This window comes from Rhizobium sp. T1470 (assembly GCF_042140505.1).
GTDB lineage: Bacteria > Pseudomonadota > Alphaproteobacteria > Rhizobiales > Rhizobiaceae > Rhizobium > Rhizobium favelukesii.
The window spans coordinates 552754-567427 of the sequence record NZ_CP148093.1 but is presented as its reverse complement, the minus strand read 5'-3'; the positions used below and the strand labels follow the sequence as shown (position 1 = coordinate 567427).

At 59.4% G+C, this 14674-nt stretch carries 13 protein-coding genes and 3 pseudogenes; 12 read left to right on the top strand and 4 right to left on the bottom strand.

Going from position 1 to position 14674, the window contains the following annotated elements; translation table 11 throughout:
* Position 1: 1 nt before the first annotated feature.
* The 5 genes and pseudogenes from WGT02_RS32520 to WGT02_RS32500 all read left to right on the top strand — a co-directional run.
* Positions 2-244: a HypC/HybG/HupF family hydrogenase formation chaperone gene (locus WGT02_RS32520; RefSeq protein ID WP_208246151.1), complete on the top strand. Its 243-nt coding sequence runs from the start codon at positions 2-4 to the stop codon at positions 242-244.
* Positions 244-1380, top strand: coding sequence for a hydrogenase formation protein HypD (gene hypD / locus WGT02_RS32515; protein ID WP_208246149.1), 1137 nt, complete (start codon positions 244-246; stop codon positions 1378-1380). Before WGT02_RS32520 ends, hypD begins: the two co-directional genes overlap by 1 nt.
* Complete coding sequence (hypE, locus tag WGT02_RS32510) at positions 1377-2411, top strand: hydrogenase expression/formation protein HypE (protein WP_208246147.1); 1035 nt, start codon at positions 1377-1379, stop codon at positions 2409-2411. The genes hypD and hypE overlap by 4 nt, the downstream gene beginning before the upstream one ends.
* Before the next feature lie 3 nt (positions 2412-2414).
* On the top strand, positions 2415-4124 hold the full coding sequence (locus tag WGT02_RS32505) for an enoyl-CoA hydratase-related protein (RefSeq protein WP_208246145.1): 1710 nt from the start codon (positions 2415-2417) through the stop codon (positions 4122-4124).
* Positions 4121-5183: pseudogene (locus WGT02_RS32500) on the top strand (sigma-54-dependent transcriptional regulator); the annotation flags it as partial. The gene WGT02_RS32505 and the pseudogene WGT02_RS32500, both read left to right, overlap by 4 nt.
* Before the next feature lie 21 nt (positions 5184-5204).
* Here WGT02_RS32500 and WGT02_RS32495 read toward each other — a convergent pair.
* Positions 5205-6265 (bottom strand): IS630 family transposase gene (locus tag WGT02_RS32495; RefSeq protein WP_112334090.1). Its coding sequence is split into 2 segments (ribosomal slippage): positions 5205-5773 and positions 5773-6265, totalling 1062 coding nucleotides; the frame shifts between segments, so codons are not numbered across the junction.
* Positions 6266-6457: 192 nt separating this feature from the next.
* Here WGT02_RS32495 and WGT02_RS32490 point away from each other — a divergent pair.
* From WGT02_RS32490 to hypF, 6 genes are read left to right on the top strand one after another with little or no spacing between them, the layout of a single operon-like run.
* The gene (locus WGT02_RS32490) at positions 6458-6766 is read left to right on the top strand and encodes a helix-turn-helix domain-containing protein (protein WP_208246143.1); all 309 of its coding nucleotides are present in this window, start codon (positions 6458-6460) and stop codon (positions 6764-6766) included.
* 8 nt (positions 6767-6774) lie between these two features.
* Positions 6775-6984, top strand: a complete 210-nt coding sequence (locus WGT02_RS32485) for a hypothetical protein (RefSeq protein ID WP_208246141.1) — start codon at positions 6775-6777, stop codon at positions 6982-6984.
* Complete coding sequence (locus WGT02_RS32480; RefSeq protein WP_208246139.1) at positions 6977-8020, top strand: sensor histidine kinase; 1044 nt, start codon at positions 6977-6979, stop codon at positions 8018-8020. The genes WGT02_RS32485 and WGT02_RS32480 overlap by 8 nt, the downstream gene beginning before the upstream one ends.
* Positions 8013-9029 carry a HupU protein gene (locus tag WGT02_RS32475; RefSeq protein WP_208246137.1) on the top strand — a complete coding sequence of 339 codons (1017 nt, stop codon included), beginning with the start codon at positions 8013-8015 and terminating at the stop codon, positions 9027-9029. The genes WGT02_RS32480 and WGT02_RS32475 overlap by 8 nt, the downstream gene beginning before the upstream one ends.
* Positions 9029-10471, top strand: coding sequence for a nickel-dependent hydrogenase large subunit (locus WGT02_RS32470; RefSeq protein ID WP_208246135.1), 1443 nt, complete (start codon positions 9029-9031; stop codon positions 10469-10471). The genes WGT02_RS32475 and WGT02_RS32470 overlap by 1 nt, the downstream gene beginning before the upstream one ends.
* Before the next feature lie 38 nt (positions 10472-10509).
* Positions 10510-12792: a carbamoyltransferase HypF gene (hypF, locus tag WGT02_RS32465; protein WP_318246591.1), complete on the top strand. Its 2283-nt coding sequence runs from the start codon at positions 10510-10512 to the stop codon at positions 12790-12792.
* On the opposite strand, the gene WGT02_RS32460 is transcribed toward hypF, so the two are convergent.
* Entirely contained in the window at positions 12793-13005 is a 213-nt protein-coding gene (locus WGT02_RS32460; protein ID WP_208246131.1) for a hypothetical protein, read from the bottom strand.
* On the opposite strand from WGT02_RS32460, the pseudogene WGT02_RS32455 reads away from it, so the two are divergent.
* Positions 12995-13985, top strand: a pseudogene (locus WGT02_RS32455) (IS5-like element ISRm33 family transposase). The gene WGT02_RS32460 and the pseudogene WGT02_RS32455 sit on opposite strands and share 11 nt — an antisense overlap.
* A 27-nt stretch (positions 13986-14012) precedes the next feature.
* On the opposite strand, the gene WGT02_RS32450 reads toward WGT02_RS32455, so the two are convergent.
* Together WGT02_RS32450 and WGT02_RS32445 are read right to left on the bottom strand one after the other, a co-directional pair.
* Positions 14013-14156: a 2Fe-2S iron-sulfur cluster-binding protein gene (locus tag WGT02_RS32450; RefSeq protein WP_375679849.1), complete on the bottom strand. Its 144-nt coding sequence runs from the start codon at positions 14154-14156 to the stop codon at positions 14013-14015.
* A gap of 50 nt (positions 14157-14206) precedes the next feature.
* A pseudogene (locus WGT02_RS32445) lies at positions 14207-14668 on the bottom strand (FAD-binding oxidoreductase); the annotation flags it as partial.
* Positions 14669-14674 lie beyond the last annotated feature (6 nt).

Below are 14674 nucleotides of genomic sequence, written 5' to 3'. Positions count from 1 at the left end.
CATGTGCCTTGCCCTGCCAGCCAAAATAATTGCTCTGCCCGAAGCGGGGATGGCCATCGTCTCACTTGAAGGTATTCGCAAAACCATCTCACTCGCCCTGATCGATGACGCCGCGATTGGCGATTATGTGCTCATCCATGTCGGCTACGCACTGCACAAGGTCAGCGAAGAAGAGGCAGCACGCACTCTTCAATTGATGGCGGAGAGCGGCATTTTAGCCGAAGAAATTGCGGAGATGGCGTAATGAAATATGTCGACGAATTTCGTGACGGGGCACTTGCCAAAACGCTTGCCGCGGCCATCTCGCGCGAGGCCGAGCCCGGTCGCGACTATCACTTCATGGAATTCTGTGGCGGGCATACACATGCAATTTTCCGCTACGGCGTTCAGGATTTGATGCCGGAGAATGTACATTTTGTCCATGGTCCCGGCTGCCCGGTTTGCGTGCTGCCGGTCAACCGGCTCGATGACGCGGTAGAGCTTGCGGAAAAGCATGGCGTGATCCTGTGCTCCTATGGGGATATGATGCGCGTGCCGGGCACCAAGCAGCGCTCCCTCATCCGCGCAAAGGCGGATGGCGCCGATATTCGCATGGTCTATTCCACGCTCGATGCGCTAAAAATCGCCCGCGACAATCCGGAGCGCCAAGTGGTGTTTTTCGCCATCGGCTTTGAGACGACAACCCCGCCGACCGCCGTCGCCATCCTTCAGGCGAGGAGCGAGTGCCTTACCAATTTCACTGTATTCTGTAATCACGTCCTCACCCCTGCGGCCATCACTCACATTCTGGATTCGCCGGAGGTGCGCGATCTGGGCATCGTCAAAATTGACGGTTTTCTCGGACCCTCGCACGTCTCCTCGGTGATCGGTTCTGCGCCTTACGATTATTTCGCCGAAGAGTTCGCCCGTCCGGTGGTGATTGCAGGCTTTGAGCCGCTTGATGTCATGCAATCGACGCTCATGCTGATCCGTCAGGTCAATGACGGCCGCCATGAAGTTGAGAATGAATACGCCCGGGTGGTTACCGCTGAGGGCAATCTAAAAGCCCAGAACATTGTCAGCGAAGTGCTCGAACTGCGCCAATCGTTCGAGTGGCGTGGACTTGGCACCGTGCCCTATTCAGCCCTGCGTATTCGTGACGAGTTTGGCGATTTCGATGCCGAGAAGCGTTTCACGCTGACAGCAAAGGTGGCCCGCGAGGTCAAATCTTGCGAGTGCCCATCAATCTTACGCGGCGTCAAAAAGCCCACCGATTGCAAGCTGTTCGGCACCGTCTGCACACCAGAAAACCCAATCGGCTCTTGCATGGTCTCATCAGAAGGCGCCTGCGCCGCATACTATTCCTACGGTCGATTTCGCGGTGCGGAGGCAGCAGCATGAACGCACCCGCCTTAGGTCCTCTGGTTTCACGCGCGGTTGACATGACCCATGGCGCAGGCGGGCGCGCCAGCGTCCAACTCATTCAATCGGTGTTTCTGAAATACTTCGCCAACCCGTTTCTCGATCAGGGAAATGATGGTGCCGACATCGGCGAAGTGGCCGGGCGTCTCGTGGTGACAACAGATGGCCATGTCGTTTCGCCACTATTTTTTCCGGGCGGCGATATCGGTTCGCTCAGCGTTCATGGCACGGTTAACGACCTCGCTGTCATGGGCGCTAGGCCGGTGTGTCTGACAGCGGCCTTTATCATCGAAGAGGGCTTCCCGATCGAAGCACTGGAAGCTATCGCCTCATCCATGGGCCGGGCCGCTCGCGATATCGGGGTGCCGATTGTTACCGGCGACACCAAGGTCGTCGGACGCGGGCAGGGGGATGGCGTCTTTATTACGCTGACGGGCCTTGGCTGCGTCGCCGAAGGCGTCCGCCTGTCCGGAAATCAGGCTAAGCCCGGCGATTGCATTCTCGTTTCAGGCACAATCGGCGACCACGGCATAGCTATCATGTCGAAACGCGAGAACCTTGAGTTCGAGACCGAAATTCTGTCCGACAGCCAACCCTTGCATGACCTAGCCGCTGCTATGCTCGAAGCCGTGCCCGGTATCCGGGCCATGCGCGACCCGACCCGGGGTGGCCTCAGCGCGACACTGAATGAAATCGCACACCAATCCGGCGTTGGCATGTCGCTGATCGAGCGCGACATTCCTGTCAGGCCCGAAGTACATGCGGCTTGCGAACTTCTTGGCATTGATCCGCTCAACGTCGCCAATGAAGGCAAGTTGATCGCCATCTGTGCCCCGGAAGACAGTCAAAATCTGCTCGCCGTTATGCGCGATCACCCGAGGGGCAGAGCTGCTGCATTGATCGGCACAGTCATCGAAGATGCCAATTGCCTAATCCGCATGAAGACCGGCTTTGGCGGCAGCCGCGTGGTTGATTGGATCGCCGGCGAACAATTGCCAAGGATTTGCTGAGCAATGCGCATCCTCATGATCACGCACAGTTTCAACTCGTTGGCCCAGCGCCTGCATGTGGAACTGCGTGCGCATGGCCATGAGCTAACAGTGGAACTCGACATCAACGACGACGTGACAATGCAGGCCGCATACCTATTCCAACCGGATATTGTTCTCGCTCCCTTTCTCAAGCGTCGCCTACCCGCATCTCTCACCAGCCGCTGCATCTGCCTGATCGTGCATCCCGGCCCCGAAGGTGATCGCGGGCCGGCGGCGCTGGATCATTCCATTCTCGACCAGAGCCGGAGCTGGGGCGTAACCGTTCTGCAGGCAACGGCTGAGTATGACGCGGGACCTGTTTGGGCCAGCGCCGCGTTTTCAATGCGCAAGGCGCGTAAATCCAGCCTTTATCTCAATGAGGTCGCCAGTGCCGCAGCACAGGCGGTGTTAGAAGCAATTGATCGCATCAAACGCGGCGAAAGCCCGCGTCTCCTTGACGCAGCTGCACTTGCTCTTGGCTGGCGCGGTCCCGTCCCTGCGGACATTCGCGCCATCGATTGGAGCCGCGATGACACAGGCACGGTCTTGCGCAAGATCGCCAGCGCCGATGGCATGCCCGGATGCCCGGCGGAGCTTTGCGGCAGGTCACTGCGCCTGTTTAACGCGCGCGAAGCGGAACCCGCCGTCGGCGCACGCGCCGGAACCTTGATCGCCCGCAGCGGCGAGGCGATAGCTGTCGCGACCTGTGACGGCGCGGTGTGGATTGGCCATGTGGCCGACGCTCAGAGTCGGCATCCATTCAAACGTCCGGCTATCGCTGTATTGGGCGAGCAAGCCGCTGGTCTGCCCGTGGTTGCTGTCGGTTCACAGCATGGTTTCAAGGAAATTGTTTACGCCGAGCATGGCCGGACGGGCGTTCTGACATTCTCATTCTACAACGGCGCCATGGGCACTTCGGCTTGTCAGCGCCTGCTCAAAGCCTACAGATCGGCGCTGCAACGCGACACCACCATCCTGCTCCTTTGCGGTTCGACCGACCATTTCTGCAACGGGCTTGATCTCAATACCATCGAGGCGGCAACAAGTCCTGCCGACGAATCTCTGGCTAATATCACTGCAATGGATGATCTTTCAGAGGCAATCATTCGCACCACCGACAGGTTGACGATTGCAGCCGTCGGCGGCAATGCCGGCGCGGGCGGCGTGTTTCTCGCTCGCGCTGCAGATGAGATGTGGCTGCGCTCCAGTGTCATTCTCAATCCGCACTATAAGGACATGGGCAATCTCTACGGCTCGGAATATTGGACCTACCTTCTGCCACTGCATGCAGGCGCGGAAAATGCGGAGCGCATACGTGCCACCCGGCTGCCCGTCGGAGCCGCAGAGGCTTTGCGCCTTGGTCTTGCCAACCGACTGTTCGATGCGTCTGCCGACACTTTCAATTCCATCGCTGTTGAGGCTGCAATTGCGATGACCGTCGATCCGGATCTGCCGCAGCGCATCGCATCAAAGCAGCAGCGCCGGGCGCTTGATGAAGCCGCAAAGCCCTTGGATGCTTATCGCCAGGAAGAACTATCGTGCATGCGGCGTAATTTTTACGGTTTTGATACCAGCTATCACATTGCCCGCAGCAATTTCGTGCGCAAAACGAGCAAGGCGCGCACCCCTTCGGTCCTGGCTGCGCACCGGAGACCAGCTGCCGCTATCGGATCGGGAGGAAAGCCGGCATGAGCGAATTGGCTGCAATTCTGGTTGTCGATGATGAAGTCCGCTCGCTTGAAGCCATCCGCCGGATATTGTCCGAGGAATTTGACGTCCACATCGCCTCCGACACAATCAAGGCTAAAGAGATACTCGAGACTGAGCAGATCGAGGTCATTTTATGCGATCAGCGCATGCCCGATGTGTCCGGGATTGAATTTCTCAAATCCGTGAAGCAGCGTTGGCCTGAAATTGTCCGCATGATCATCTCCGGCTACACCGATGCGCATGATATCATCGACGGCATTAATGAGGCGGGCATCTACCAATATATCACCAAGCCCTGGCACCCGCAGTCGTTGACATTAATCCTGCACAACGCGGTCAAACTCTTTCGGCTACAACGCGAAAGTGATCTTCTGGCGGTCGAAATGCGCCTCGCGCCATCCACCGCCGCACGGGTTGTAAGCGAGCGCAAACAGGCCGCTGCGAAAGGACTATGATTTTGACGACGGAATCATCCGCCGCCCTGACAGTCCGATGAACGTGGTTTGCGCATCGCTGCGGCAAGTGGCACCCTACGACATTCCTGTGGTTCTCACCGGAGAGTCCGGCACGGGAAAGGAGTTGGCGGCCCGTGCCCTGCACTACGGCAGCCTCCGCTGGAACAAACCGTTCGTCGTCGAAAACTGCGGCGCACTGCCGGACCAGTTGCTGGAGAGCGAGTTATTCGGTCACAAGCGCGGTGCCTTCACCGGTGCGTTTGAAGATCATCAGGGCCTGTTCGAGCGGGCGAGCGGCGGAACGGTCTTCCTTGATGAGATCGGCGAGATTTCGCCTGCATTTCAGGTAAAATTGTTGCGTGTCCTGCAAGGGCAGGAAATCCGCCCGCTCGGTGGATCGAGGACCCGTAAGGTAGGCGTGCGGGTCATCGCCGCCACCAACCGCAAGCTCGAAGATGAGGTTAGGGCGGGGCGCTTCAGGGCTGATCTATATTACCGTCTTGCCGGCGCGCTCGTCCACCTGCCGCCGCTCCGCGAACGACGAGGTGACGTTTCGCTGCTGGCCGAAGCCATACTTGTCCAAGCCGGTAATACCAACATGCATTGATCAAAACCGATGCGCCCACTCGCGCAGTCCAATGGACATTATCTTCCAGGGTTGCGCGACGAGTTTGTTCCAGGCGGCACAGCAGTGAGCGACGATGTCCTCGTAGTCTGTGAAGATGCGGTTCGACAGCCAGTTGTCCCTCATAAACTGCCAGACGTTTTCGACAGGGTTCAATTCAGGCGAACGCGGCGGCAAGAACAGCAATGTGATGTTGTCAGGGACGCTGAGCTTCGGCGTGACGTGCCATCCGGCTTGATCGAGGATGAGGACCGCGTGAGCGCCGTCATCGACTGCCTGGCTGATTTCCAGCAGATGTTGATTCATGGCGTCGGTATCGCAATAGGGCAATACGAGGCCCGCGCCCTTACCTTTCTTGGGGCAGATGGCACCGAAGATGTACGCCCACATCGTCCGTTGATCCAGCGGCGCTGAAGGTCGGGTGCCACGGCGAGCCCATCGGCGGGTGATCTTGTTTTTCTGACCTATGCGCGCCTCGTCGGCCCACCAGAGTTCGATCTCGGTATTCTTCGGGAGGCTGCTTCTGATGGCTGCCAATGCGGCAGGGAACTCTTTTTAAAAGCGTCCACTTCGGGTTCATTCTGGGCGTAGTGGCGCGGCCGGGCAGACAGCTTGGCAAAGCCGAGAGCCTTCAATTCGCGACCAACCGTGGTCTCGTCCATCGAGATCCGGAATTCCTGGAAGATCCATTGGACCAGATCCTTGCGCCGCCACCGAACGACACCGTGGATAGCCGGGATCGGACCACGCTCTACAATCTTGGCCAAGGCCTGGCGCTGATCATCATTCAGCTTGGGCCGATTGCCGGGAGCCTTGCCGTTGAGGAGCCCGGCCGACCCGTGCTCATTGAAACGAACGACCCAGTCGCGAACAATCTGCAAGGTCACGCCCCCGATCCGGGCCGCATCTGTACGCGAGCCGCCGTCATAAATTTCCGCCAACGCCAGAAGCCGCCGCGCTTGAGCGGCATCCTTGGTCCCTTTCGCGAACTGCCGCAGAGCAGGACCATCAAAATCATCGCGCAATGCAATCGCCGAACCCATTGCAAACCTCCCGTTTGCCCCATGGATTCAGATTTTCACCGATTCGGGAATCCCAAGTGAGTCGCACTCTGCGCTCGCTGGTATAAGAAGCTCGGCAAGGTTGCCACCGGTTTTACGCAACAGGCATTGGAGCGGCTCGGCTCTTATCCCTGGCCCGGCAATGTGCGTGAATTGCAAAACGAGGTGCAACACATGCTGGTCAAGGCAAGTGGCACTGGGCTATTGGGCATCGACTTGATGTCCCGGACAATCACCGCGACAAGCCAGATCGACCAGGTCGCCGCCACAGACAATTCCGCCGATTTGACCACGGGCACCCTGCGCGACCGGATTGACGCGCTGGAGGCCAACATCATCCGCGATACACTCGTGCGGCTGCACTGGAACAAGTCTCGCACTGCCGATGAGCTCGGCTTGTCGCGGGTCGGGCTCAGGGCTAAGATGGAGCGGTATGGGCTGGAGAAAATTCTCGTGTTGAAACCGAAACGTATCCAGGCTTGAGGCGAAAAATGCCCCTAACCACGTCAGGCCAGTACGAAAGCGCGTTGCCCGCGGCCCTGCGGCCATCCGGCTTTGACAGTGCCGTTGCCGGTGACATCTCGAAGATGGACACGGTCTACAGCGACCTTGTCGAATCGCAGACGCTACTTGAGCATCAGAACGCAGCGCTTGAGGAAACCCCAACGCTTTATCGCCAATGTGCTGGGGGCGATGACTGATGTGCTGCACGATGCGCACAGCATCGCCGCAAAATCCTTCTTCGAGCGGGTAAGGCAGGGTCTTGTCATTCAAGACAGCCAAATCGAGATCCGTCAGAAGGATGGGACCGCTGCGCCATTGTCCGCCAATGGGTCGGCCATCATGAATTTCCGCGGCAAGCGTGTCGGCATGGTGATCGTCGGACGGCCGGATGGTGAGCTTCGTCGGGCATATCGCGCGCTCGATCTTGCCCACCAGACACTGACCAAAACTCAGCAGCAATTGGTCGTGTCGGAAAAGATGGCAGCGCTCGGTCGCGTTGTCGCGGGCGTTGCGCATGAGTTGAACAACCCGATCAGTTTCATCTTCGGCAATGTCCACGCGCTGAGCCGCTACTGTAGCGCCATGACGCAATATCTGGATGTGCGTCATGCAGGGCCGGAAAATGAACAATTGGCGAATATGCGTAAATCACTCAAGATCGACGCCATCGCGCAGGATATGGGGCCGTTGATCGAAGGCACTCTGGAGGGTGCCGAGCGCGTGCGCGCCATCGTCGAAGACCTGCGGCGCTTCTCATCCAATCAGCGCGAACTGCCGGAGACCTTTGATGTCACCCGGCTTTTGCGCACGGCGGTGGATTGGGTGCGCCGAGCTGAAAGGGTCAAGCCGGATGTTGTATTTGACGTTCCGGACCAATTGGATGTGACCATGCGCAAGGGGCATTTGCATCAGGTGTTCGTCAACCTGGTGCAGAACGCCTTTGACGTTGTCGCCGGTAGCGCCAACCCGCGCGTGGATATCGACTGCCGTGTTGTAAACGGCCAGTTGATCATCGATGTTTCGGACAACGGCGCTGGGATTGCGGCAGAGAATATGGACCGAATTTTCGAGCCGTTTTTCACCACCAAGCCGATTGGCAAAGGCACCGGCCTTGGCCTTTATATCAGCTACGGCATGATCCGCGAAAACGGCGGTGAGCTGACAGCAGTCAACCGTGAGTGCGGCGGCGCGACGTTCACGATCAGCATTCCAGTTGGCAGAGCCGATGACTGAAACCGGCAAGCCGCGTCTCAATCTCGTGTGGCTGCAGTCCGGTGGATGTGGCGGCTGCTCGATGTCGCTGATCGGAGCCGAGGGTCCAGATCTATTGACCGCACTCGATGCGGCAGGGATTGATTTGCTTTGGCATCCATCTCTGAGCCTGCAGTCGGGACCGGAAGCCCTTTCGCTATTTGAGGATATCGCCCAAGGCCGCATTCGGCTCGACATTTTCTGCCTAGAGGGATCGGTGATGCGCGGACCGAACGGCACCGGGCTATTCCACAAAATGGCCGGTTCCGATCAGCCCATGATGAAGTGGATCGAGGCGCTTGCCCGCAAGGCGCGCCATGTTATCGCTGTTGGTAGTTGCGCCGCCTATGGCGGCATCACGGCGGCCGGTGCAAACATTGGCGAAGCGTGTGGCCTCGCTTACGACGGGCGCGAAGATGGCGGCCTGCTTGGTGGCCAATTCCGCTCGCCATCCGGCTTGCCAGTCGTCAACGTTGCTGGCTGCCCTGTACATCCCGGCTGGGTTACTGAGACGTTGCACCAATTGGCCGATGAAACATTTGCCGCAGCGGATCTTGATGAATGGGAAAGGCCGCTCTCCTATGCGCGGCATCTGGTACATCATGGCTGTTCGCGCAACGAGTTCTACGAATATAAGGCCAGCGCCGAACGCCTCTCAGATAGTGGCTGCATGATGGAGAACCTCGGCTGCAAAGGCACGCAGGCACGCGGTGATTGCAACATCCGTCCGTGGAACGGTACCGGCTCCTGCATTGAGGGAGGCTATCCTTGTATCAACTGCACGGCACCGCGGTTCGAGGAGCCCGGCCATGCCTTTGTCGAAACCCCTAAGATCGGCGGCATCCCCATCGGCCTGCCCACCGATATGCCCAAAGCCTGGTTTGTGGCGCTCTCCGCCTTGTCGAAAGCAGCGACGCCGCAGCGTCTGCGAACCAATGCTATTGCCGACCGCCTGACAGTTCCGCCGGCAAGCACAAGGAAGAAGCGCTGATGACCAGACTTGTCATCGGGCCTTTTAACCGCATCGAGGGCGACCTTGAGGTCAAGCTTGATGTCCATGACGGGTTCGTTCGGTCTGCTAGGGTCGTCTCGCCATTGTTTCGCGGTTTTGAGACCATGCTCACCGGCAAGACACCTTCCGATGCGCTGATATTCGTGCCGCGCATCTGCGGCATCTGTTCGGTGTCACAGTCCGTCGCTGCGGCGCGTGCTATCGGCGCGGCGCAAGGGCTTGCCCTTTCCGGCAATGGCGCATTGTCGATGAATATCGTCCACGCCATCGAAAACATCGCCGATCACCTGACACATTTCTATCTGTTCTTCATGCCGGATTTCACCCGGCCCGCCTATTCCGGCAAAGTATGGCACGAGGACACGGTGCAGCGCTTCGCAGCGGTTAAAGGCACTGCCGCGTCCGATGTTCTTCCTGCCCGTGCACAATTCCTCCAGATGATGGGCATCCTGGCAGGCAAGTGGCCGCACACGCTATCCATCCGTCCGGGCGGTTCCACCCGTGCGGTATCTTCAGCAGAAAAGGCGCGGCTTGCAGCCTTGCTGACCGGCTTCCGGCGCTTTCTCGAACGCAATCTTTACGGCGACAGGCTGGAGAGTGTCGTCGCCATCAGCTCTGTTTCAGCGCTCAACGATTGGCTTTTTCGCCGCGCGACAGCAAACTCCGATTTCGGCCAGTTTCTCGCCATTTCCGCAGACTTGAACCTGCAAGCGCTCGGACACGCGCATGACCGCTTCCTGAGTGTTGGGGCTTACGCCAGCGAGCGCGGCCATTTGTTTGCCCCCGGCACGCACGATGGCAGCCCTTCGCCATTTGATCCGGCTAACATTACCGAAGATAACGACCACTCCTGGTACCATAAGGATCATGGCAGGCGTGCGCCATTTGACGGCAAGACCGTGCCCGTCCATGACGAGACGTCGGGATACAGCTGGTGCAAGGCCCATCGCTATGATGGCAAACCATATGAAGTCGGCGCGCTTGCCCGGCAAATTGTCAATGGCCAGCCATTGCTCGCCGATCTGGTTCAAAGCGCGGGCGGCAATGTGCATTCGCGCGTCGTCGCCCGAGTAGTTGAGCTGGCGGCAACCGTGCTGGCGCTTGAAAGCTGGGTTGCGCTACTGGAGCCGGAAGCGCCATTTTGTGTGCCCGACCGCGACCCCCGGCATGGCGACGGCATCGGCCTTACCGAAGCCGCGCGTGGCTCGCTCGGCCATTGGCTCAGCGTGCGCGACGGTCGTATCGCCAATTACCAGATCATAGCACCGACCACATGGAATTTTTCGCCGCGCGACAATGATGGCGTGTCTGGACCGCTTGAACAGGCGCTGACGGGCGTTGCCGTCGACCGGCCTGAAAGCGTCAACGTGCAGCACATCGTGCGGTCGTTCGATCCATGCATGGTCTGCACCGTGCATTGACCATGCCGCGAAGCGACCTTCCCATATGGAGTATCGAAGTGCGCGGCCTTGTCCAAGGCGTCGGCTTCCGTCCCTTCATATGGCGCCTTGCGCATGCGCTTGAACTCGCCGGAACCGTCCGCAACACGCCGCGTGGCGTGATCATCGAAATCGCTGCCAGTCCACAAACGCGCGACCATTTCATCTCACGTTTGCACGCTGAACTGCCAAAACTGGCGCGAGTCGATGATGTCTCCATCATGCCCGCGCCCGACCAGGCCTTTCCGTCCGGCTTCACTATTCTACCAAGCCTTGATGGCAAAGTCTCTGCGGCCATAACACCGGACGCAGCCATCTGTGTGGCCTGCGCCGACGAGATACTCGATCCCGCCAACCGGCGCTTCGGCTACGCCTTTGCCAACTGCACCCATTGCGGCCCACGCCTCACAATCGTGCGTAAAATCCCATACGATCGCGCCAATACGGCCATGTCAAAATTCCCCATGTGCCGAGTGTGCCGCGATGAATATGAAGACACGGGAGACAGGCGATTTCACGCCGAACCGATTGCCTGCGCCCAATGCGGCCCGCAGCTTTGGCTGGAGAGCCCTGATGGCGCGATTTCAGTGTTGCCAGGCGATGAAATTGCCACCGCCGCCCGTCTGCTCAATTCGGGCGGGATCGTCGCGCTCAAAGGTCTGGGTGGCTTCCATATTGCCTGCCGCGCCGATAATGATGCAGTCATAGAACGCCTGCGCCGTCAAAAGCGCCGCGACGCCAAGCCCTTCGCCGTGATGGCGCGCAGTCTGGAGCACATTGCGCTCTACGCCCAGATCAATGCGGCCGAGGCCGATTGGCTGAGTTCCCCGTCCGCCCCAATTGTGCTTCTCAAAGTCCGATTGCCCTCATCGCTGCCGTCCATCATTGCGCCCGATCAGGATCGCATCGGGTTCATGCTGCCAACCACACCGCTGCATCTTTTGCTGATGGAGGCGGTCGGTACCATTCTCTTGATGACGTCCGCCAACATGTCGGGCGAGCCGCAATTCATCGACAATGACACTGCCCGTTCGCAACTTTTCAACATTGCTGACGCAATCCTGTTTCATGACCGCGACATTGAGAACCGTGTCGATGATAGCGTCGTGCGTGACGATGTGACGGGCCTCACGATCCTTCGACGCGCCAGAGGTCATGCGCCCGCGCCTTTGATTTTACCCCAGTTGTCGCACGCCAAAGCGCCGGTATTTGCCGCCGGGGCCGACATCAAGTCTGCCTTCTGCATAGCGGCAAACGGCGAGGCAATCATCTCGCAGCATCTTGGCGACCTCGACGAGCCCGCTACCCTCGGCGAATATGCACGGACGGCCAGGCTCTATCTCGAACTGTTTGAGCATCGACCACAAGTGATTGCTCATGACATGCATCCGGCCTATCGCAGCGCCGGACTTGCCCACGCCCTGGCGAGCGAGTTCAACGCGGTGCTTGTTCCCGTGCAACATCATCACGCCCATCTTGCGGCTTGCATGGCTGAGAACCGCGCGGAAAATGACGCAACGCTCGGGATCATCCTTGACGGCGCCGGCTACGGCACCGACGGCACGATTTGGGGCGGCGAGTTTCTGGTCGGCAACTACAACGGATTTCAGCGTGTCGCATATTTCCAGCCGGTGCCGTTGTTAGGCGGTGACAAGGCGGCGACAGAGCCGTGGCGCAACGCCTACGCACACCTGCGGGTCGCCCTGGGCACCGGCTTCATCGAAGGCGAATTCAAGGATTTACCCGTGATGCGCGAACTCGCCACCAAACCGATGGCGGTGTTGGAAAACCTGATGCGCAATCCGCGCCTTGCGCCGCTTTCATCATCCGCCGGTCGGTTGTTCGACGGGTTCGCCTCAATTATTGGCGCGGCGCAGGTGCATGTGTCATATGAAGGCCAGACCGGAATGAGACTGGAAACGCTGGCTGGCCCGCACATGGAAACAGCTACCCCGTTCGAGATGCGCTTGCCGCTCGACGGATCGATAATCTCTTGGCGCGGCCTGTGGCATTCTGTGCTGCTTGACCTGAAGCGCGGCGCTGAAGCAGGTCACTTGTCGGCGCGCTTTCACCAATCCCTCATCAAGATCGTCTCAGACATGGCGATCCAGCAGCACCGACTCACAGGCATTGATCGTGTCGCCCTGTCCGGCGGTGTTTTCCAAAACCGTTTGCTGTTACAAGGCGTCCATGCCGCACTGGAAAAGCACGGCCTCGAAGTCTTCGTCCACCATGCCGTCCCGGCCAATGATGGGGGTATAGCTCTCGGTCAGGCTGCCGTTGCGATGGCTAGCCAAACGTAGCTAAGTTTGTTTGCCGCCAAATGCAGCTGCCGGATAAGGCTTGCCAATAAGGGGAAGCAACGCCGGCCCTTTGCGAATGAGAAAATCGTTGAAGGCTTTGATGGCCGGCGTCTCCTGCCGGTCAGAGCCGCGTTGGTGCACGGATCGTTTAGCGGTCGTGGTGTAGGCGATCGGCAACCTCAATAACCGATCTGTGACCTTGATGCCTTTCAAACATAACGCCGCCCCGCCGCCATCGCATCGGCAGGATGAAATTCAAGGTGACGAACTGGCCGGAATATGAGGCGGGGTTACGGCGACGTGGCAGCTTGACCCTGTGGCTGACACCGGAGGCGCTTGCCATGTGGCTTGCTCCACGCCGAACGACGCGTGGTGGCCAGCCTCGTTATTCCGATTTAGCCATCGAGACCGCCTTGACGCTGGGCCTGGTGTTCGGCTTGCGGCTGCGTCAGCTCGAAGGATTATTAGGATCGGTGCTGCCCTTGATGGGCTTGGCGCTCGCTGTCCCCGATCATACCACCCTGAGCCGTCGGGCGCGAACATGGCAATCGCCCAACAAGGCGCATGACCTCCAGGGTCGACCGGACGGGCCAGTGCATATTCTTGTCGACAGCACTGGACTGCAGGTCTACGGCGCGGGCCAATGGTTGGAGGAGAAGCATGGCGCCAGATCCCGCCGTGGTTGGCGAAAGCTGCATGTGGCACTGGATGCCGATAGCAGCGAGATCATTGCACATACGATGACCGACCAGGACGCGGGCGACGCATCGCAGGTGGAGCCGTTGCTCAACCAGATCGATGGTCGGATCGGGCAGTTCACAGCCGACGGCGCCTATGACGGGAAGCCCACATACGACGCGGTCACCGACCACAGTGCGGCTGCCGTCATCGTCATTCCCCCGCGCGCCAACGCGATCGAACCAGCCGGCGATCAATCTCCCGGACAAAGGGATCAGCATATCGCTGCAATCAGCAGAGACGGACGAATGAAATGGCAGCTCTCCACCGGCTACGGCAAGCGCTCGCTGGTCGAGACTGCCATCGGCCGATACAAGTCCATCATCGGGCGGCGTCTGCGGGCTCGGTCGTTTCACACTCAGCAGACGGAAGTGGCCATCGGCTGCGCCGCCCTCAATCGTATGCTTGCATGCGCACGCCCTAAATCCATCCGCCGCAATGGACCGACCACATAGATAGCCCCATCACAGATCCAGATCCGCTCAAGTCCCGATCCATGCACCAACGCCGTCGCGATGGTCAATCGTCGCCTCATGATCAAGGACGCCGACGGCGCAGAGGCCACATTCGCCGCGCTGGCAGTCATAGACCATGTCGACGCCGGATTGCAGAAGCGCCTCGAGCATACTCTGGTCTGGACGCACCTCGACGGCCTTTCGCAGGGCCGGGATTTCCACTCATCACGGAACGCCAGCTGCGCCTGGCTCCTGCCGCCATAGATCATCCGCACGCTCTGGCCGCCGCTGATGAGCGCGGGTGCCATGCCGAAGATCGGCGTGACGCCGATCCCGCCGGCGATCAGCAGATAGTGGGAGGCTCGCCAGGACAACTCAAAACGGTTCTCCGGCGTGGTCATCTCCGTCACGTCGCCGGGGTTCAACGACCACACCCATGCCGAGCCTCCCCGGCTGTTGGGGTGCAGTTTCACGGCAATCTTCAGCGTGCCCGGCGCGCTGGGCAGGACCGTGTAGGTCCGTATTGCCGGCGCATCGTGGATCATGACGCGGATATTGGTGTGCGAGCCCGGATCGAAAGCCGACAGCGGCCCATTCACCGCGAAGGTCACGGCGCGCACGTCCTCGGTCGGATGGGCGATGTCGATGACGCGGGCCTGCCGCCATTCCTGCCTCGAACGCATGTATTC

Bases quoted from the DNA above. Each gene is read 5' to 3' on its own strand.
- WGT02_RS32490 (WP_208246143.1), top strand. From the start codon at position 6,458: ATGCTGGTCAAGGCAAGTGGCACTGGGCTATTGGGCATCGACTTGATG.
- WGT02_RS32475 (WP_208246137.1), top strand. From the start codon at position 8,013: ATGACTGAAACCGGCAAGCCGCGTCTCAATCTCGTGTGGCTGCAGTCC.
- WGT02_RS32450 (WP_375679849.1), bottom strand. From the start codon at position 14,156: ATGCTCGAGGCGCTTCTGCAATCCGGCGTCGACATGGTCTATGACTGC.
- WGT02_RS32485 (WP_208246141.1), top strand. From the start codon at position 6,775: ATGCCCCTAACCACGTCAGGCCAGTACGAAAGCGCGTTGCCCGCGGCC.
- WGT02_RS32470 (WP_208246135.1), top strand. From the start codon at position 9,029: ATGACCAGACTTGTCATCGGGCCTTTTAACCGCATCGAGGGCGACCTT.
- WGT02_RS32505 (WP_208246145.1), top strand. From the start codon at position 2,415: ATGCGCATCCTCATGATCACGCACAGTTTCAACTCGTTGGCCCAGCGC.
- WGT02_RS32480 (WP_208246139.1), top strand. From the start codon at position 6,977: ATGACTGATGTGCTGCACGATGCGCACAGCATCGCCGCAAAATCCTTC.
- hypD (WP_208246149.1), top strand. From the start codon at position 244: ATGAAATATGTCGACGAATTTCGTGACGGGGCACTTGCCAAAACGCTT.
- hypE (WP_208246147.1), top strand. From the start codon at position 1,377: ATGAACGCACCCGCCTTAGGTCCTCTGGTTTCACGCGCGGTTGACATG.
- WGT02_RS32520 (WP_208246151.1), top strand. From the start codon at position 2: ATGTGCCTTGCCCTGCCAGCCAAAATAATTGCTCTGCCCGAAGCGGGG.